General features: G+C 44.8%; 15 protein-coding genes and 2 pseudogenes. 10 read left to right on the top strand and 7 right to left on the bottom strand.

The window, feature by feature from the left end; translation table 11 throughout:
- Positions 1-219: 219 nt before the first annotated feature.
- Positions 220-351: pseudogene (locus tag EWV60_RS22560) on the bottom strand (ISL3 family transposase); the annotation flags it as partial.
- 292 nt (positions 352-643) lie between these two features.
- Here EWV60_RS22560 and EWV60_RS22555 point away from each other — a divergent pair.
- Complete coding sequence (locus EWV60_RS22555; protein WP_287234945.1) at positions 644-2,080, top strand: NADP-dependent isocitrate dehydrogenase; 1,437 nt, start codon at positions 644-646, stop codon at positions 2,078-2,080.
- A gap of 108 nt (positions 2,081-2,188) precedes the next feature.
- On the opposite strand, the pseudogene EWV60_RS22550 reads toward EWV60_RS22555, so the two are convergent.
- A pseudogene (locus EWV60_RS22550) lies at positions 2,189-3,038 on the bottom strand (IS1634 family transposase); the annotation flags it as partial.
- Positions 3,039-3,535: 497 nt separating this feature from the next.
- Between EWV60_RS22550 and cysK the strand changes: the two are divergent.
- From cysK to EWV60_RS22515, 7 genes are all read left to right on the top strand, one after another.
- A complete protein-coding gene (gene cysK, locus EWV60_RS22545) occupies positions 3,536-4,516 on the top strand; it encodes a cysteine synthase A (RefSeq protein WP_287234943.1) in 981 nt (326 codons plus the stop codon).
- Entirely contained in the window at positions 4,513-5,472 is a 960-nt protein-coding gene (gene epsC, locus EWV60_RS22540) for a serine O-acetyltransferase EpsC (RefSeq protein ID WP_042790612.1), read from the top strand. Before cysK ends, epsC begins: the two co-directional genes overlap by 4 nt.
- Before the next feature lie 78 nt (positions 5,473-5,550).
- Entirely contained in the window at positions 5,551-6,483 is a 933-nt protein-coding gene (locus tag EWV60_RS22535; RefSeq protein ID WP_002735851.1) for a family 2A encapsulin nanocompartment shell protein, read from the top strand.
- Positions 6,449-8,131, top strand: coding sequence for a family 2A encapsulin nanocompartment cargo protein cysteine desulfurase (locus EWV60_RS22530; protein ID WP_287234936.1), 1,683 nt, complete (start codon positions 6,449-6,451; stop codon positions 8,129-8,131). The genes EWV60_RS22535 and EWV60_RS22530 overlap by 35 nt, the downstream gene beginning before the upstream one ends.
- Before the next feature lie 707 nt (positions 8,132-8,838).
- The gene (locus EWV60_RS22525; protein WP_287234933.1) at positions 8,839-11,382 is read left to right on the top strand and encodes an SUMF1/EgtB/PvdO family nonheme iron enzyme; all 2,544 of its coding nucleotides are present in this window, start codon (positions 8,839-8,841) and stop codon (positions 11,380-11,382) included.
- 321 nt (positions 11,383-11,703) lie between these two features.
- Complete coding sequence (locus tag EWV60_RS22520) at positions 11,704-11,943, top strand: hypothetical protein (protein WP_002750429.1); 240 nt, start codon at positions 11,704-11,706, stop codon at positions 11,941-11,943.
- Positions 11,933-12,271, top strand: coding sequence for a type II toxin-antitoxin system PemK/MazF family toxin (locus EWV60_RS22515; protein ID WP_002750427.1), 339 nt, complete (start codon positions 11,933-11,935; stop codon positions 12,269-12,271). Before EWV60_RS22520 ends, EWV60_RS22515 begins: the two co-directional genes overlap by 11 nt.
- Positions 12,272-12,608: 337 nt before the next feature.
- On the opposite strand, the gene EWV60_RS22510 is transcribed toward EWV60_RS22515, so the two are convergent.
- Together EWV60_RS22510 and EWV60_RS22505 are read right to left on the bottom strand one after the other, a co-directional pair.
- Complete coding sequence (locus tag EWV60_RS22510) at positions 12,609-12,941, bottom strand: DUF5615 family PIN-like protein (RefSeq protein ID WP_002736383.1); 333 nt, start codon at positions 12,939-12,941, stop codon at positions 12,609-12,611.
- Positions 12,931-13,248 (bottom strand): DUF433 domain-containing protein, encoded by a 318-nt coding sequence (locus tag EWV60_RS22505; RefSeq protein WP_002750425.1) that lies wholly within the window; start codon positions 13,246-13,248, stop codon positions 12,931-12,933. The genes EWV60_RS22510 and EWV60_RS22505 overlap by 11 nt, the downstream gene beginning before the upstream one ends.
- Positions 13,249-13,684: 436 nt before the next feature.
- Here EWV60_RS22505 and dprA point away from each other — a divergent pair, with 436 nt between their 5' ends.
- Entirely contained in the window at positions 13,685-14,833 is a 1,149-nt protein-coding gene (dprA, locus tag EWV60_RS22500; protein ID WP_287234928.1) for a DNA-processing protein DprA, read from the top strand.
- 66 nt (positions 14,834-14,899) lie between these two features.
- Here dprA and trxA read toward each other — a convergent pair whose 3' ends face one another.
- Positions 14,900-15,256, bottom strand: a complete 357-nt coding sequence (gene trxA, locus EWV60_RS22490) for a thioredoxin (RefSeq protein WP_002749437.1) — start codon at positions 15,254-15,256, stop codon at positions 14,900-14,902.
- A gap of 377 nt (positions 15,257-15,633) precedes the next feature.
- Between trxA and EWV60_RS22485 the strand changes: the two genes are divergently transcribed.
- Complete coding sequence (locus tag EWV60_RS22485; RefSeq protein WP_002750412.1) at positions 15,634-16,839, top strand: acetate kinase; 1,206 nt, start codon at positions 15,634-15,636, stop codon at positions 16,837-16,839.
- A 3-nt stretch (positions 16,840-16,842) separates the two neighbouring features.
- Here the strand turns inward: EWV60_RS22485 and EWV60_RS22480 are convergent, their stop codons facing one another.
- Together EWV60_RS22480 and EWV60_RS22475 are read right to left on the bottom strand one after the other, a co-directional pair.
- Complete coding sequence (locus EWV60_RS22480) at positions 16,843-17,394, bottom strand: anti-sigma factor family protein (RefSeq protein WP_287234923.1); 552 nt, start codon at positions 17,392-17,394, stop codon at positions 16,843-16,845.
- 113 nt (positions 17,395-17,507) lie between these two features.
- On the bottom strand, positions 17,508-18,164 hold the full coding sequence (locus EWV60_RS22475) for a sigma-70 family RNA polymerase sigma factor (RefSeq protein ID WP_002750403.1): 657 nt from the start codon (positions 18,162-18,164) through the stop codon (positions 17,508-17,510).
- Positions 18,165-18,611 lie beyond the last annotated feature (447 nt).

The raw sequence follows: 18,611 nt of genomic DNA, 5'->3' as shown, positions 1-18,611 counted from the left end.
CAGCTATTAATCACTGGCAACAAGCCTTACATCTTTCTGAAAAATTAAATATTCTCTCCCATAAAGAGAACTGTGAACAAAATCTAGAAAGGTTGTTAAACCCCAACTAAGTTGAGACTCGTATTATATACATGACTACAATTCCACGGGTACATTAAGAAAAGTTAATGGGTGTATCCATTAATGGATAAGGGTTTTCGGCTCTTGTAGTATATATATTTGATGGCAATTCGGACATTCAATTGTTTCATTTAAAAGAGCGAGCTTTAAGAAAATTGTCTGAGCATTTTTTTGATAATTGACCCCTGTTACATTCGGTAAATCGAGGAGTTGACCAAAATTTATCCACATAACCCACCTCCTGTTCTGTGTCACCATTATACCATGCTCACACAGAACCTAGAAAAGCCCAATTTTAGGTAAAGTGTCATCAAATTCCTGCGAAGTCTCTTGCCTCATCTCAACAAGCAATTTAAATACGTGGGCAGCTTAAAAGAGTCTTAACTATGGCAGTTATCTTAATGGTGAGGTACGAAGTTGATGCCAGCAAGGGAATCTTTAAGAAATTAGCCAAAATGCCTGAGTATAGATATTGACGGCGCTAGACTGCCAACGTATAGATAAATACTGTTTCTGGAAGCCCATGACTGTCAGCTACGAAAAAATTACCCCACCGACAACAGGCTCGACAATTACTTTTTCTGACGGAAAACCTCTAGTTCCCGACGATCCCATCATTCCCTTCATTCGTGGTGACGGTACGGGAGTCGATATCTGGCCCGCAACCGCAAAAGTTATCGATGCAGCGATCGCCACAGCCTACGGTGGTCAAAGGAAAATCCATTGGTTTAAAGTCTATGCTGGTGATGAAGCTTGCGAAATCTACGGGACTTATCAATATCTACCCCAAGATACATTGACAGCGATTAAAGAATATGGTATAGCCATCAAAGGTCCCTTGACCACTCCCATCGGTGGCGGCATTCGTTCCCTGAATGTGGCTTTGCGGCAAATTTTTGACCTTTATGCCTGTGTTCGTCCCTGTCGTTACTATGCGGGAACCCCTTCCCCCCATAAAACCCCGGAAAAACTCGATGTCATCGTCTATCGGGAAAATACCGAGGATATATATCTCGGCATCGAATGGAAACAAGGCACGGAAATCGCCGATAAACTGATTAATTATCTCAACACGGAACTAATTCCCGCCACTCCCGAACACGGTAAAAAACAAATTCCCCTTGATGCGGGTATCGGGATCAAACCGATTAGTAAGACGGGTTCCCAAAGATTAGTCCGCCGGGCGATCGAACGAGCGCTGACTTTACCGAAACCGAAAAATCAAGTTACTCTCGTCCACAAGGGTAACATTATGAAATATACGGAAGGGGCGTTCCGGGATTGGGGTTATGAATTAGCTAAGAGTGAATTCCGGGATGTGTGCGTTACCGAGATGGAATCATGGATCCTGAGTAATAAGGAGAAAAACCATGATCTGAGCATCGAAGATAACGCCCGCATGGTAGAACCGGGTTATGATGCCCTCACCGACGAGAAAAAAGCCAAAATCTGCCAAGAAGTGACCAGTGTTCTCGATGCTATCTGGGAAACCCACGGCAATGGGCAATGGAAAGATAAAATTATGGTTAACGATCGCATTGCCGATAGTATCTTCCAACAGATCCAAACCCGTCCCGATGAATACTCGATCCTCGCTACTATGAACCTGAATGGCGATTATCTCTCCGACGCAGCAGCGGCGATCGTCGGTGGTTTAGGGATGGGACCCGGGGCGAATATTGGCGATACTTGCGCTATTTTTGAGGCAACCCACGGCACAGCCCCTAAACACGCCGGTTTAGACCGAATTAACCCCGGTTCGGTGATTCTTTCTGGGGTGATGATGTTGGAATACATGGGATGGCAAGAAGCGGCCGATTTGATTAAAAAAGGCATCGCAGCAGCGATCGCTAATCGACAAGTTACCTACGATTTAGCGCGTCTGATGGAACCCCCCGTTAATCCTCCCCTGAAATGTTCCGAATTTGCCGACGCGATTATCTCCCATTTTGGCGATTAATTTTCTGGTTAGGGTAGCCTGAAAACTGCCCTATTTTTCGGAAAATACCCTAACTACCGAGGTCTTGACAAAATAGGCAAAAACCAGAACTTCCCCCTTGATATCAAATCCATAGTTAGAGCTTGTTTCCTGCCAGGAATAACCCGGTATTTCTGAATCGGTTAACTCTTTTTCTGAGATGCTATCGACTAACTTTTGAGCCTCTTTAATGCTGAAGGGGACTCGAGACAACCAACGCATTTCTCTCATTAGTTTTAAATTCTCTTTGCTATAGAGGGCGCTATCGCCGATTATTAAACTGTCAAAGTAAACTTGTTTTTTAAATTCTCGGGCGATTTGACCAAAAACCGCTTTGTCCGCTTCATTTCCGTCACCTACTTTCAGGAATAAAGGTACATCTCCATCCCCACTTACGATTAAGTCAATCATAAATTGTTTTAAGTCAGGTCTTCGGTCGCGGGAGTATCCGTAGGTAATTTTTATTGGCTTTTGTCTGGTTTCAATTTCTTCTCCAACTGCTCCTGATTTCAGGATTTCTACTGTTGGGTATTCCTTTTTATATTCTCCTTCTACTGATAGAGAAGTCGAATCTAAATGGGAATTCTCGGTTGCTACACCAAATTTTTTCACGGCGGCTAAACTAATGAGTAGGAAAATGACCGAAACATTAAGTTGATAAAGTTTGTCCATTACTCGACCAATTTTATCATCATTTAATTGTTTGGGTTCGATGCCCTCTCCCAGCAGATGTTCGGTTGCTTTATCTTCAAAAAATTGAGGAAATAAATACAAGGCCCGGGAGACAAATCCCAATCCGTTCAGGATAATTGCTTTGACGACTTGCCCCGCTGTGACAATTTCTCCTCGCTATTTCATCGATAATTCCGGCTACTAATCCCAGATGGTCTAGATTTTTGACTTCAATTTCTGTTGATTGATTCCTGGTCGAACAGTCCACTCGCCTCAGTTTTCCAACAATTCCTATTTTGGTTCTTCCGAACTTACACTGTAGAAAATTGCCCAAGCTCCCTCTCTGTCCAGCAATGCTCTAAAGTTGATAAATATCAATCTAACAAAAACTCAAAGCCTTGCTGTACAAACTTTACAAGCATAAGTTGTTAATAGTTTTGCATGACAGATTCGGTAGAGCCCCTATTTTTTCGGGTTTCAAGACCCCCCTAGCTGGTGCCGAGAAAACCTTCACCAGCTAAGTATTTTTACTCAAGTCTCTGGAGGGGGACAGCTTATGTGACAGTTGAGGGTGCGGAATGTGGGTTTGATTCTTCCACCTCAGCGGCCGACCCCGCTTGATTGTAAAGATTTGTTTAGCTTAACCAGAGGTTGATAGTGCGTAGGCTAAGATGAATTGTAAATGGATTCAAAATGAATTTCAAATGAATTCAAGATGAGCCAATCTGGTGGACTGTCGTATTTTGATCATGGAGTTGCCATTTTGTGAGTAAGAAATGGTTCGCAGATAACAGTTTGTCGATCGGGCGGACTCCTCTAGTGCGCCTTAATCGAATCGTTGGCAACAATCACGCCACGGTTCTGGCCAAGATTGAAGGTCGCAATCCGGCCTATTCGGTCAAATGTCGTATTGGTGCGGCCATGATCTGGGATGCAGAACAACGGGGACTATTGGGGCCGGGCAAAGAACTGGTGGAACCCACCAGTGGCAATACAGGCATTGCCCTGGCCTTTGTAGCCGCCGCTAAGGGGATTCCCCTAACCCTGACCATGCCTGAAACCATGAGCTTGGAGCGGCGCAAACTGTTGCTCGCCTATGGAGCCAATCTGGTGTTAACAGAAGGGACTAAAGGCATGACTGGAGCGGTGGCAAAGGCAGAAGAAATTGCCGCGTCTAATCCCACTCGCTATGTGTTGTTGCAACAGTTCCGTAATGCTGCCAATCCCCGCATCCATGAGGAAACCACCGGCCCCGAAATTTGGCAGGACACAGATGGGGCGATCGATATTCTCGTGTCGGGTGTGGGAACGGGCGGAACCATTACGGGAGTTTCGCGCTATATCAAAAAAACCCAAGGAAAACCGATTTTATCGGTAGCGGTGGAGCCAGAAGCCAGCCCCATACTATCCCAAGCCCGGGCAGGTCAGCCCTTAAAGTCCGGCCCTCACAAAATTCAGGGCATTGGGGCGGGGTTTGTTCCCGAAGTTCTAGATTTATCCCTCGTGGATGGGATTGAAACCGTTTCCAACGAAGAGGCCATTCTTTATGCCCAACGGTTGGCCAAGGAAGAAGGGATTATCTCGGGCATTTCCTGCGGTGCCGCCGTCGCCGTCGCCGCTCGTTTGGCACAACAACCCGAACACCAAGGCAAAACCCTTGTCGTGATTTTGCCAGATTCCGGGGAACGGTATTTGAGTTCCATCCTGTTCGAAGGGGTATTTAATGAGCAAGGGTTAGTGGCATGACGAGCGAGCATCCGAGCAGTTCCAGCGCTCTCTCCCAACCCACCTTGTCCTTGGATCTCGATGAAATTATCGCTCAATTGTCTAAACCTCGTGGCGAGTCGTTCCACAGTTGGTCTCAATCACGAAGCCATTTCCCCTTGCCCTCCCGTGAGGCCTTATTTCGGATTGTCGATCGACTGCGTGCCGTTCTCTTTCCCTATCACTTTGGCAATCCCGATTTAGGCGAAACGTCCAGCCGCTATTTTATCGGTCATACCCTCAATGAAGTCTTGCAACTGCTGCATCACCAGGTTTGTCGCGAACAGTGGTTGCTGGGGTCGCAGTTGCACTGGTCGTCAGACCAGATTGAGAAGCACGCCCAAGGAACGGTACAAGCCTTTGCCACTCAATTACCTCATCTGAAAGCTCTACTGGAAACCGATATCACGGCGGCCTATCGAGGTGATCCGGCGGCCAGAAATTTAGATGAAGTATTGTTTTGTTACCCCGGGGTAACGGCCATCACTTATCACCGCATTGCCCATGCCCTGTATCGGTTGGACTCGCCCCTGTTGGCGCGGATTATCAGTGAAATTGGTCATTCCTTAACGGGGATTGACATTCACCCCGGCGCCTCGATCGGCAATAGTTTCTTTATCGATCATGGTACGGGGGTTGTGATTGGGGCCACCACGGTGATTGGCGATCGCGTGCGCCTTTACCAAGCGGTCACGCTCGGTGCGAAAAGCTTTCCCCGGGACGAATCGGGCAGTTTAATCAAAGGTCAACCCCGTCATCCGATTATTGAAGATGATGTGGTGATTTACTCAGGTGCAACGATTCTCGGTCGGGTAACTATCGGTCGGGGCGCCACCATCGGTGGAAATGTTTGGTTAACCCGCAGTGTGCCGCCGGGGGGTTTTGTCTCCCAGGCGCAACTACGACAGGAAATGTTTGATGACGGCTCGGGAATTTGAGGGGCTGTCCGGGCTGTGAATGTTCGGCCATAACAGTCGCTTTGTTACTTTTTTTTTTGAATTGGAGGATTTAACTCAATGACCTATACCCAAGATCATGAATTGCAACTGGCTTTGGGAGATGCTGCCGCTCGGCAGTTGGCCAATGCCACAAAGACCGTTCCTCAGTTATTGACCATTTCGCCCCGGTGGTTCGTTCGCCTCTTGCATTGGCTACCCGTTGAAGCGGGGATTTATCGTCTCAATAAAGTCAGGGATGCCTCCCGGGTTGAGGTGGCCTGCTCTGAACGAGACGAGCGGGAGCTGCCCGAAACCTTTGTGGATTACGAAGAGAACCCCCGGGAGTATTTCTTGAGTGCGGTGAATACGGTACTGGATGTTCACACTCGCGTGTCCGATCTCTACAGCAGTCCCCACGATCAGATCCATGAACAATTGCGCCTGACGATTGAAACGCTGAAGGAACGTCAAGAAAATGAGTTGATCAACAACCATGAGTACGGATTGCTCAACAATATTGTTGATTCCCAGAAAGTGCAACCTCGCAATGGTGCGCCCACGCCAGACGATTTGGATGAGTTGCTGGTCAAGGTGTGGAAGGAACCGGCATTTTTCCTCGCCCATCCTAAAGCGATTGCGGCCTTTGGCCGAGAAGCAACCCGACGGGGTGTACCCCCTGCTACGGTGTCATTATTCGGGTCTCAGTTTATTACTTGGCGGGGCGTGCCTTTGATTCCTTCCGATAAGTTGGCCGTGAATGAACAAGGCAAAACCAATATTTTGTTATTGCGGGTAGGAGAAAGCCGTCAAGGGGTGGTCGGTCTCTATCAGCCCAATTTACCCGGTCAACAGGGAGTTGGCTTGTCGGTGCGATTTATGGGGATTAGTCGCAAGGCGATCGCCTCTTACCTGGTCTCCCTCTACTGTTCGTTGGCAGTGTTGACCGACGACGCAGCGGCCGTACTGGAGAACGTTGATGTCAACCAATACCACATCTACGACTATGACTAACCCCGAACTGATCCCTGAAAAGGCGGCGGGGAATCTACCTGCTCTATCCCCGCCCACGACTGCCCCAACTGAGGTCGAGAACATTTCTCTTAACCCCTTATTCCAACCTGACCTTCTTGAGCATCTCGCCCAGACGATAATTCAAGAACTACAACGGCACGACCTTAAGGCCGAGGTGGCGAAGGGGTTGAGTCCAGACCGGGATTATCTGGTGCCATCCACCCCCGCAACTTCCCCGGCTGCTGTGGGCGAACGGCCCACAGTTCCCTTGGCTGTACCCTTAGCAACCCCCTCTTTCTACTTCATTGAGGAGTTAGAAACAAAAATCCCCGACCTTCCGGCGGTAGTGGCCAAGCCTGAACAGCTTGTTCAAGTCCCAGCGATCGATCCCCTTTTTGTCCCCCATGCCAGCGGGCGAAGCGTTCAACGACCCAGCTTCTTTGATGTTCATACCGTTCGCCTGGATTTTCCTATCCTGCAAGAACGGGTGAATGGCAAACCGCTGATCTGGTTCGACAATGCCGCAACAACTCAAAAGCCCCAAGCAGTCATCGATCGCCTCGTTCATTTCTACAGCCATGAAAATTCCAATGTGCATCGTGCCGCCCATGAATTAGCGGCCCGTTCCACAGATGCTTACGAAGCGGCCAGAGAAACGGTACGCCGTTTTCTCAATGCCTCATCTGCTAACGAAATCATTTTCGTGCGGGGAACAACGGAAGGCATTAATCTGGTGGCAAAAAGCTGGGGACAACAAACCCTGCAAGCGGGGGATGAGATTGTCCTCACCCATCTAGAACACCATGCCAATATTGTGCCTTGGCAGCAACTAGCCGCCCAAACGGGAGCAAAATTGCGGGTTGTCCCCGTCGATGACCACGGGCAGATTTTACTGGCAGAGTACCAACAATTACTCAACTCCCGCACAAAACTGGTGGCTTTTTCCCATGTTTCCAATGCCTTGGGAACCATTACCCCCGCCAAACAAATCATTGACTTGGCCCATCGGGTCGGGGCCAAAGTCTTGTTAGATGGCGCTCAATCGGTTTCCCACATTCCGATCGATGTTCAACAATTAGGGTGTGATTGGTTCGTCTTTTCCGGGCATAAAGTCTTTGGTCCCACAGGGATCGGGGTACTTTATGGTCAAGAAGACCTGTTAAATGCCACGGTTCCCTGGCAAAGCGGCGGCAACATGATCGTGGATGTGACGTTTGAGCGTACCGTGTATCAGGCGGCTCCCACTCGTTTTGAGGCTGGAACGGGCAATATTGCCGATGCCGTTGGCTTAGGGACGGCCTTGGATTATGTTCAGCAGATTGGTTTGACCACCATTGCCAATTACGAGCATGAACTTCTGGAGTACGCCACTGCGGGACTGACAACCATCCCGGGCCTGCGTTTGATTGGGACGGCAGCCGATAAGGCCGGCGTGCTTTCCTTTGTGCTAGAGGGATTTGATGTGGAAGTGATTGGACAAGCCCTGAATCGGGAAGGGATTGCCGTGCGGGCAGGCCATCACTGCGCTCAACCCATTCTGCGACGCTTTGGTTTAGAGGCAACGGTGCGCCCTTCCTTGGCTTTCTACAATACTAAAGCCGAGGTGGATGCGCTGGTGGCTGCGTTGGAACGTCTGCAACACCAATAAACTGACTGGAATAGGTGGGGCAGCTTGTACACCTATTCCAGTTCTCCCTAAACTGCCACCTATTTAAAATGTATAGCTGGACTTCCCCCATACATAAATACTAAAAAATTAACAAAACCCTTACTGCAGGTCGCTTCTAAGAAAAAATTGAAAAGAGGCTGCTAGGTACATTTTTCACTTGAAAATGGCTGTACCGTTGACTGTATCTGGAGTAGAGCGATTCCGTAGAGTTGGCTGTATAGTGATCGCTAACCTGATTTTAACAGATAGTGTCATTCATCTCTAGAGTAAGGGATTCGCTCTGTAGCCATGTTTTTGCTGGTTTTCTGCCCCGAAACAAGCTATAATGGTCTAAAGGTCAAATTTGAAAATTTTTGCCTCAAACCCTATCTGCGTAAGAACTTCAGGATTTTGTGTCCAGTAGTTCATTAGTATTGTATTGCTTGAACTCAGGCTCTGTAAGACTTTTAGCCATAGCTAGTATGTTTATACGGGGGAAGTCCAGGTATAGGAGGGTGAGGAGCGGGTTTTTCAAGTTGGATTGGGAGTTAATTATCTTATTAAAAACGGATTGGTCTGACTTTCCTAAAGAGGCAAAAGGGGGAATAAATAATCAGTTTTTAATAACCAGATTTAGTATAATTAGAACCACTTACTTAGGGTAATCTATTTTCTTCTCCCTTCTGTGTCACCTAAAAATAACTACCATGTCCGATTTTCCTGAATCTATCCGCAATACTAGCGTCAGCGATCAAGCTACTAATAATGATGCTCTCGGATTTGAGCCTTATGTAATAGCGATCGCTGAATTTTTGTTGCATGAGCAGACACAACCACCCCTAACTTTATCGGTTGAGGGAGAGTGGGGTAGTGGCAAGTCTTCTTTTATGAAAATGTTAGAGGAATATTTACGAAAAAAGGGAGGTCGGACGGTTTGGTTTAATGCTTGGCGACACGATAAAGCGGAGTCGGTATGGGCTACCTTTGCACTGTCTTTTATTCAGCAGATTTCTACGCCCAAAAATTGGCGAGATTTGCCTCGAATTATCCTAGGATACTTTAAATTACAATTATTGCGTTTTAACTTAGAAAAAGGCTTATTTGAATTAATTAAAGCTTTACCAGTAATAATTTTTGTGATTTGTGCCTCAATTGCCATTCCCTTTATTTTAATCGTTTATGGAGTTGAAGGAATTAACGAATTAATCAGAGCAACAACCTCTCCAGATGTTTTTTGGAGCAAAATTAATTCAGTTGTTAAGTTATTATTTACTGCGGTCGGTTTAACCTTATCAGGAGCAGGTATTTTCGCTGGTATTAAGAGTTTATTGAGAAATTTTCAAAGGTTACTCCAAAACCCCAAAAACAACCTAATTAAATATATAGAAGCCCCAGATTATAAAAAACAATCGGCATTTGTAGAAGAATTTCATGAAGATTTTGCTAAAATTGTCGATGCTTATATTGGCAATGATCGGGTATATGTATTTATTGACGATTTAGATCGTTGTGAACATCCAAAATCAGCAGACTTGATGCAAGCGATTAACTTGATGATTGCTGATGATCCTTCAGTGGTGTTTATTTTAGGAATGGACAGAGAAAAAGTAGCCGCTAGTTTAGCGGTAAAATACGAAAATATTCTCAAGTATTTACCGTCGGAAACCACAGAAATTGATCCTGATATTTTAGCGAGACGTAGTGCTAATAAAGGGTTAGCTTATGGTTATACCTTTATTGAAAAGTTTGTCCAGCTTCCCTTTTTAGTTCCCCAACCATCCCAGTCAGATTTTGAGCGTTTTTTGATTCAGCTTGCTACTTCAACTCCTCCCAATTTACAGCCAGCTAAACCTCATTTTACATTTTTTCAGTCATTCTGGGGTAAGTTTAAGTTAGCTTTACCCTGGAGAAATAATTCGCAAAAGCATCTCACTTCCCCAACAAGTAATCAGACAAGTGATTTAAAAAACTTGTCTCTAGATAATCCTTCGATAGAATCCGAACAAACCGAAAAAGAGAAAGCACGAGCAGCCGTAATTAAGCGATTAGAAGCGATTCAAGTCAACAAATCTGATAATAGAGATTCCCAAACAGTGCGGAATGTCATTATGATGGTAGCTCCCGCATTGGATTACAATCCGCGACGGATTAAACACTTTATCAATGTCTTTCGTCTCAAGGTTTATATCGCTAATGAAACTGGTTTATTTTTTGAAGAGCGAGATGAGAATGATAATTTGTTAGTTCCTTCTCTAACTTTTGAACAGTTAGGTAAATTTACTGCCATTAGTTTAAAATGGCCATTGTTATTATCAGATTTAGAAAATGATAAGCAAATTTTAGCAAAATTAGAAGAATTTGCACTAGATGAAGAAAAAACCAAAGAATATGAAGAGTCGATTCGCTATTGGGGTAGTCATACTAAGCTTAAAGCTTTAATGGCTTACGGTCATGAAAAATCGGCAGCTAACTCTAAATTTAGCTTGGCAGAGGTAAATGTTGATAAATTATTACAAGTATCGCCCAAGATAATTCGGCAAACTGAAACTGTAATTTTACCAAACTTTAACCCAGAAATGGTGGATATACCCGCTGGTAAATTTAACATGGGTTCTAATGAGAATGAGAATGAAAAACCGATACATGAAGTAATTGTGCCAGCATTTCAGATAGGCAAATATCCCGTCACCCAAGCACAGTATCAAGCGGTGATGGGAACCAATCCTTCCAGGTTTTCAGGAAATCCCCAGAACCCGGTAGAAACCATTAATTGGTTTGATGCTCAAGAGTTTTGTGAAAAATTGAGCCAGTTAACCGGAAAAAACTACCGTTTGCCTACAGAAGCAGAATGGGAATATGCCTGTCGCGCTGGTACAAAAACCCGATTTAGTTTTGGCGATGATAAAGAGCAACTAGGAGATTATGCCTGGGTTGATGGTAATTCAAATAATACAACCCATCCTGTTGGGGAAAAGCGGCCTAATCCTTGGGGAATCTATGATATGCACGGCAATGTTTGGGAATGGTGTGCTGATCAAAATCATGAAAGTTATGCTCGCAAACCAGACAATATTAGAGAAAATGGCAGTCTTGCATGGAGAGATAACAATATAACTAATAAGTCATCAATAATACGGCGTGGCGGTTCGTGGTGCCGCGACCCTTTGGCCTATAGCTCAGCGTATCGAGGCAAAAGCGTTGCCGATATTCGCAACGATATCGGTTTTCGTGTTGTGTGCGATCTCCCCTAATCAGTTATCAGTTGGGAGCCACCATTGGCGTAATAATATTATTGTAGGGGCGAATTGCATTCGCCCTCTTTGAATAACTTCTACTGCTCACCTATAGGTGAGGGAAAGTCACAAATAGGAGATGCAGCCGATAATTTTCTGGAAATATAGTCTTTAAACCCTTGTCTGGCAAAACTACAAGGAATGATAAGCAATGATTATCACACAAAGTCGAGGAGAGCCATAGGGGGAGCCTGAGAATGGAGATCGCTGTAGTTGCCCGTCACCGCTTTTTATGGTTACTTTAATGTTAGAATCGAATCACTTCTTTTAGGTTTTGCTATGCGTGCGATTGAAACCACTGGTATCCTCAATACCCAAGGACAAATTCAACTTGATCATCCTATTCCCCAAGAAAAAGATCGGTTTGTACGCGTCATTCTTTTGATGTCAGAGGATGAACTGAACGAAAAAAACTGGCTAGATGCCGTTTCCCATAACCCTAGCTTTGCTTTTCTGCAAGATCCCGAAGAAGATATTTATACCCTTAACGATGGACAACCTGTAACTAATGAAGGGTAAAATTGTATTAATTCAATTTCCCTTCGACGATTTATCTTCCAGTAAGGTTCGTCCTGCTTATTGCCTAACCAATCAAATTGGAGGCTATCAACACATTATCTTTGCCCTAATTACCAGTCGTATTCCAGAAAATCCCCTTCATACAGATATTATTCTGAGACCAGAAAATCCAGATTTTATGATCAGTGGTCTTCGCCAATCGTCAGCCATCAGACTTGATCATTTAGTAACACTTCGCTCTTCACTGATTCAGCGTGAACTAGGCTCATTATCATTAAAAACCCAACCCTTAATTGTAGATATTTTGTCCGATATTCTACGTTCTTAAAAAAAATACGATCACTGATTTCTTCGGGGGCATTATTTAACGCAGTTTTTGGCTTTAAATTACGATAAATTTATCCGCTTTATAGTTACGCTATGCTAACCCATTCTACGGTTACTCATCGGCCATATTATCAGGAATAATGGGTATTTCCGTCACTCCCCAATCGGTCGGATAAAGCCCTCAATCAATGAAACGATAAACACTAGGAAAAGGCCAATACTACGGTTTTAAACATAACCCATGCCGCACAGGATTGTAATGAATATAATCACAGTGTAAAGATTCAATCTTGTAAATTGCGTTACCCAACGTACCTTTTTTCTATGAATTATGATTTTTATAAAAACTCAACATTTTTATACATATAATCAGGCTCTAAACATTCCCAAATTAAAACTAAATCACTAATAATTTTGCCAATAGATTGACGTTGATGTGAATAAATAATCCCCCAATGCTCTAATCCCATTGAAGACAAAACCAGAAAATCATCATCAAAAGTAAAAATGACTCGGCCTTGCGATAAAGCATAAGCTAATTGTTCCTCATCGGAAGACCCCATCAGTCCTTTTTCTGGAGAAGTTGTAACATCAATCCCTCGCATTCTTAAACCTTTAGCGATCGCATTAGAGACGCTTTCATCTAGGTGAAACTTAAGCTTATTGGCCATTATTTCCCTTTAAAAGTTTTTCGACCAATGAAGGTTTATCCCCTTGTAACTGTTTAGCAAAATTTTCGCTGGATTCAATATCTTGGCGAATTTCTTCTCGATGATCATGGTAATAAGCTAAAGCTGCATAAACATCAGCTAAAGTAATCGTTGGATAATTATAAACAATTTCATCAGGACACATCGCCATTCTTTCATGCCAAATAACAATGTCTTGTACCTTAATACGATGTCCAGCAATACGAGGTTTACCGCCACAAACACCGGGTGTTACTTCAATATGCTGTTTAAGCACTAAAGATGACATAATAACTCATTTACTCTACTTTTAGATATCCTAGCATTTTTCTTGAAAAAACGCAACCACCGATCTTTTAGGATACGTTACCTAACGTGCCTTTTAATGTGAAACATTTTAGACATTTTCATATTATTATCCGTTACGCTATGCTAACATATTCTACCGTTACTGCTACAATTGGCTCCAAAGACCACTATAACCAACTAAAACCATGACTCAAGCCACTTTTGCAGAAATACTAGAAGCAACCGAACAACTTCCCCCAGAAGATCAAGAACAACTTATTCACCTGTTAAAAAAGTGAAAGACATGGACGAGGCTCAACCATACCTCAACAACTAATGGAAAAGATTCCGGCATGATTAAAATAAATTAAGGTCATCTGGCCGCAGTCAGTTTTAACCGACTGAAAATATTACTGGGTTTGAGGAGCTTTTTTAAATTGACAGACGAGCGCGTTTATTGGTTGGCATGGTCAAGTATTGCTGGAGTTGGGTCAATTTCCCTGAAGCGACTCTATCAACATTTTGGCAGTGTCGCTGTGGCCTGGAATGCCACCGATACTGCGATCGCAGAAGTGGCGGGATTTGGCAAAAAGTTAATGGTAGCGGTACGGGAAGGGCGATCGCAAATTGACCCAGAAGCTCTTTTCGCCGAACATATCCAGAAAAACCCCCTTTTTTGGACTCCTAGCGACCCAGAATATCCCCGCTTTCTCTGGGAAATTCCCAGTCCTCCCCCCTTACTTTACTATCAAGGAAAGGTCAATTTAGAGGAAAATCAGGGAAATATCCCCACCGTCGCCATTGTGGGTACTCGTAACCCCACGGATCACGGCCGGCGCTGGGCGCGGCGCTTAAGTACCCTTTTGGCCCAACAGGGATTTACTATTGTTTCTGGTATGGCCGAAGGAATTGATGGCGAGGCACACCAAAGCTGTTTAAAAGCAGGGGGAAGGACGATTGCCGTCTTGGGAACGGGGGTCGATGTGGTTTATCCTAGTCGTCATCGGCAGCTACACGCGGACATCCAAAAGCAGGGTTTAGTCATTAGTGAACATCCTGCGGCAACTCAACCGAATAAAGCCCATTTTCCCAGTCGTAATCGCATTATCGCCGGTTTAAGTCGCGCGACTATTGTTATCGAGGCCCCCGAAAGGTCAGGCTCCCTGATTACGGCCAGTTATGCCAACGAATTTGGCGGCGATATCTATGCTTTACCCAATTCTCCCGATATTGCCACCGCTAGGGGTTGTTTACAACTGATTCATCAGGGAGCGGAAATTATCGTTTCTGAGGAGAAATTACTACAAATGTTGGGGGCAATTCCCACCGCGAACCAATCCGCACCGGTTAATCTCTCCCCTTCACTCCCTCCAGACACATCCCCGGTCGTTAATGCTGCTCCTCCAGCGAATCTAGAACCCAGACTAGAACAAGTGTATCAGTTATTTGACAGAGATGCCCTGTTGTTTGACATTATTGTTGAAAAAATGCAAATCCCCACCTCAGAAGTGGCGGGGATCCTATTGGAATTAGAATTAATCGGTTTAGTGACTCAGTTACCCGGTATGCGTTACCAGAAAACCTAGTTAACCCCCAAATGCTTATTTAGGGTATTAGCTAAAGTAGTTTTCGGTGCAGCCCCGACCACTAGATCAACTTTTTGACCCCTTTTGAGGATCATCAGGTTTCAGGTGTTTAGTTAGGGTATTAGCTAAAGTGGTTTTCGGTACAGCCCCGACCACCGTATCAACTTTTTGACCTTCTTTGAAGATCATCAGAGTAGGAATACTGCGAATCCCATACTGACTAGCGATAATGGGGTTTTCGTCGGTGTTGAGTTTCACCACCTTGACTTGCCCTTTGAAGTCTTTGGCAATTTCTTCGACAACGGGAGCCACCATTCGACAGGGGCCGCACCAAGGAGCCCAGAAATCCACTAGGACAAGGTCGGCACTATCTAAAACTTCGACTTTAAAGTTGGCATCTGTAACTGCAGGAACCTCTGACATACTTAAGAAATCCTCTAGTAATCACGGTTATCTAGAATACGCAAAAATTCCATTCTAGAGATTCGTGGTGCGATGTTGACATTCCACTGGTGAAAAGGACGAGAACTAGCTCTAAATCCACTTTAGAGGCCTTAACTTGCATCAGAGGTAGCTTCTTGGATCAATTTCACAAGGGGCATTCTTGTATTTTATAACCCTAGAGGCTCTATTTTGACTTTTTTTTGATAAAGTTTTGTAATATTGCCCGAGTCAAGCATGGGTGATGGCGGCCAGATAAAATTTTCCTGAAGAAAAACCCCAAAAGTAATCGATTTTATCTAGGCTTAACCTGAGTTTGATTATGATCAACACAAGCCACCTCCTAATTGAGCTTTGCCATGAAAATTCTGGTCTTAAATGCGGGATCGAGCAGTCAAAAAAGTTGTTTATACGATTTAGATATTCTCCCCTGCCACCCTCCGCAACCGATTTGGGCAGCGGGGATCGATTGGACGGTTAACCCTGATTACGCGGTTTTAACGGTAAAAGCTCAGGGAATTAAACAGGAAATTAATCTTTCTAGTCAGGATCGTCCGGCGGCAATTGCTCGGATGTTAGATACCTTAGTAACTGGAACAACTAAGGTGGTGGCCAATCTCACCGACATTAGTATAGTCGGTCATCGAGTTGTCCATGGTGGCACGGAATATTCCCAGGCAACCATGATCACTCCCCAAGTCAAAGAAACGATTAAAAAGCTGATCCCCCTTGCTCCTAGCCATAATCCCGCTCATTTAGAAGGAATTGAGGCAATCGAGCAAGTTTTGGGCGATGTTCCTCAAGCAGCAGTGTTTGACACCGCTTTTCATCGTTCTATCCCTCCTGAGTCTTCTCTTTATCCCATTCCCTACCAATGGAGTGAACTGGGAATCCGTCGCTATGGTTTCCATGGCACCAGTCATCAATACTGCTCCCAACGGGCAGCCGAATTGTTGGGAAAACCCCTAGAATCCTTGAAAATGGTCATCTGTCATCTAGGCAATGGCGCTTCCCTATCGGCAGTCAAGGGGGGTAAAAGTATCGATACTACTATGGGATTTACTCCCCTAGAGGGATTGATGATGGGAACCCGCAGCGGTTCGATCGATCCAGGGATTCTGATTTATCTAGAGCGAGAATATCAATATAATCCCGATAGTTTAAATAGCTTACTCAATAAAGAATCGGGTTTAAAGGGAATTTCGGGTATTTCTGGAGATATGCGGGCAATTACCACGGCGATGGCCGAAGGCAACCAGAGGGCAAAATTAGCATTTGAGATGTATATTCATCGTCTGAAAAGTTTAATCGGATCGATGATCGCTTCTCTAGAGGGGTTAGATGTCTTGGTATTTACGGCAGGAATCGGCGAAAATTCAGCTTTAGTACGGGAAAAAGCCAGTCAAGGCTGGTCTTTTTTGGGTTTAAAGTTAGATTTGGCTAAAAATGCCGCTCGTCCCCAGGATGAGGATATCGCCACCGACACATCTAAAGTACGCGTGATGGTAATTGCCACGGCGGAAGATTGGGCGATCGCACGAGAATGCTGGCATTTATTTCAATAGACCTTACCTTTGACCATTCTCTTTTGGTTGTTCCGCTGCGGGAATCTCGATAATTGGATGGTTGAGAGCAATCATCAAATAGTCTCCCTCTTGGCTAATACTGCTCGGACTGCTCGCCATTTGGGAGAGGGGATCATTGCGTACCGAGACGAAGTAGGAGCCAATAGCGATCGCCATAGCCGTTAAAATTGCGCCACCATAAACACAATATTGCCGACGACGCTGACTATCGACTTTTCTGAACACCTGTTCTGCCAATCGGTCGCCGGCCATAGTAGCCGGTACGGGGATTTGCCTTAAATTAGCTTGTAATCCCAAGAGCTGCCGATAGAGTTTTTTAGCAGCAGCATCATGGTCTAACCAATGCTGAACTAGCTTTCTTTCCTCTAGCGTTACTTCGTTATCAATATAGGCACTAATTAAATCGAAACGATGAGCTTCTTCGTTATCCTCATCTGAGAATAAAATATCCTCGGTTGCGGAGTTGCAATCGCTGTCATCGCGACGTAACAAAGACTTGATCCATTGAACGTCTTCGGGTTGATAATTATTCATGGTTGACCTCGACCAGAAGCGATCGGTATGCAATCACTTTTCACCAGCACGGAGCTAGTTAAATTTAACGACTCCTCACTTCGGCCGTTAGTGCCGAATCACCACAATATTCTTTAGCCTTCAGTAAAATAGGGCTGTAAAACAGATTGTAATTTAGCGCGAGCGCGAGCAATGCGAGATTTAACAGTTCCTAAAGAAACTCCCGTGATCTCGGCAATTTCTTCGTAGGCCATACCTTCAATTTCTCGGAGAATAATAGTTGTCCGAAAAGCTTCTGGCAAATCAGCGATCGCAGCCTGTAATTGATCGTAGAATTCGTGGGTGGTGAGATGTTCATCGGGACTGGGGTAATCGGACTCGATATCCCAATCGATTTCGCCATCTTCCACGCGTCGGGGAGCATCGAGAGAAATGGGGTGATTAACCCGCTTGCGTTTCCGCAATTCGTCGTAAAAAAGATTAGTAGCAATGCGACTTAACCAACCGCGGAACTTGAGGGGTTCATGGAGACGGTTAATATTGCGATAGACGCGAATCCAGACCTCTTGAGCCAAATCAGCGCGATCTTGCCAATCGGGAGCCAAATGATAGAGTAATTTATCAACATGAGCCTGATAGCGCCGCAGCAGTTCCGCAAAAGCTGCCCGATCCGGCTGACACCCTTCCTGACAGCGTGCAATTAGATCGTAGTTGGAGAGTTTGTCAGGGGACACGGGGTTTTGAGACTTTTTGGCCTCAAGTGACCAAGATGCTGGAATCGATTGACTCATGGGATTTCCTCAAGGTATAAGCTCCTCACTTAGAGCTTGAGGACGGGAGAAGTCAGTAAAGGTTCCCGAAAATAAATAATTTTTTTCCCATGTTTTGATTCTAACTGATCGAACCGAGTTCCTGGACTGAGATTTGCTCGGGGCATTCAATGTTTGACCTTCTCGTTCGACTACGGGGCTGAAAACCTTACTAAGCAGTTATTTCAGCCACTGCATCCCTATTTGATGCCTAAACAGTTCCCACCTATGAGAAACGCTGTCACCGCCATCGAGAGCTAATTAGAACAAAATTACTAGACAAAAACAACCCACCAGAAAAAGGGGAAATAGCTGAAAAGCTTACGTGGCAAGGGATAGAAAAAAGATCAAAAAATTTTGCCAAAAGGGGTTGACAAACCTGGGGAAGTTAGATACATTGGTAAATGCGCGGTTGAAGCAAAGCGAAAG

Source organism: Microcystis sp. Msp_OC_L_20101000_S702 (assembly GCF_007095705.1).
Taxonomy (GTDB): domain Bacteria; phylum Cyanobacteriota; class Cyanobacteriia; order Cyanobacteriales; family Microcystaceae; genus Microcystis; species Microcystis ichthyoblabe_A.
Note: the sequence above shows the minus strand (reverse complement) of the source record. Positions and strands in the feature narration are given on the sequence as shown.

What these genes read in the sequence shown, in the direction of transcription:
- EWV60_RS22555 (WP_287234945.1), top strand. Translation starts at nt 644, where the DNA reads ATGACTGTCAGCTACGAAAAAATTACCCCACCGACAACAGGCTCGACA.
- epsC (WP_042790612.1), top strand. Translation starts at nt 4,513, where the DNA reads ATGACGAGCGAGCATCCGAGCAGTTCCAGCGCTCTCTCCCAACCCACC.
- EWV60_RS22535 (WP_002735851.1), top strand. Translation starts at nt 5,551, where the DNA reads ATGACCTATACCCAAGATCATGAATTGCAACTGGCTTTGGGAGATGCT.
- EWV60_RS22530 (WP_287234936.1), top strand. Translation starts at nt 6,449, where the DNA reads ATGTCAACCAATACCACATCTACGACTATGACTAACCCCGAACTGATC.
- EWV60_RS22525 (WP_287234933.1), top strand. Translation starts at nt 8,839, where the DNA reads ATGTCCGATTTTCCTGAATCTATCCGCAATACTAGCGTCAGCGATCAA.
- EWV60_RS22520 (WP_002750429.1), top strand. Translation starts at nt 11,704, where the DNA reads ATGCGTGCGATTGAAACCACTGGTATCCTCAATACCCAAGGACAAATT.
- EWV60_RS22515 (WP_002750427.1), top strand. Translation starts at nt 11,933, where the DNA reads ATGAAGGGTAAAATTGTATTAATTCAATTTCCCTTCGACGATTTATCT.
- EWV60_RS22510 (WP_002736383.1), bottom strand. Translation starts at nt 12,941, where the DNA reads ATGGCCAATAAGCTTAAGTTTCACCTAGATGAAAGCGTCTCTAATGCG.
- EWV60_RS22505 (WP_002750425.1), bottom strand. Translation starts at nt 13,248, where the DNA reads ATGTCATCTTTAGTGCTTAAACAGCATATTGAAGTAACACCCGGTGTT.
- trxA (WP_002749437.1), bottom strand. Translation starts at nt 15,256, where the DNA reads ATGTCAGAGGTTCCTGCAGTTACAGATGCCAACTTTAAAGTCGAAGTT.
- EWV60_RS22485 (WP_002750412.1), top strand. Translation starts at nt 15,634, where the DNA reads ATGAAAATTCTGGTCTTAAATGCGGGATCGAGCAGTCAAAAAAGTTGT.
- EWV60_RS22480 (WP_287234923.1), bottom strand. Translation starts at nt 17,394, where the DNA reads ATGAATAATTATCAACCCGAAGACGTTCAATGGATCAAGTCTTTGTTA.
- EWV60_RS22475 (WP_002750403.1), bottom strand. Translation starts at nt 18,164, where the DNA reads ATGAGTCAATCGATTCCAGCATCTTGGTCACTTGAGGCCAAAAAGTCT.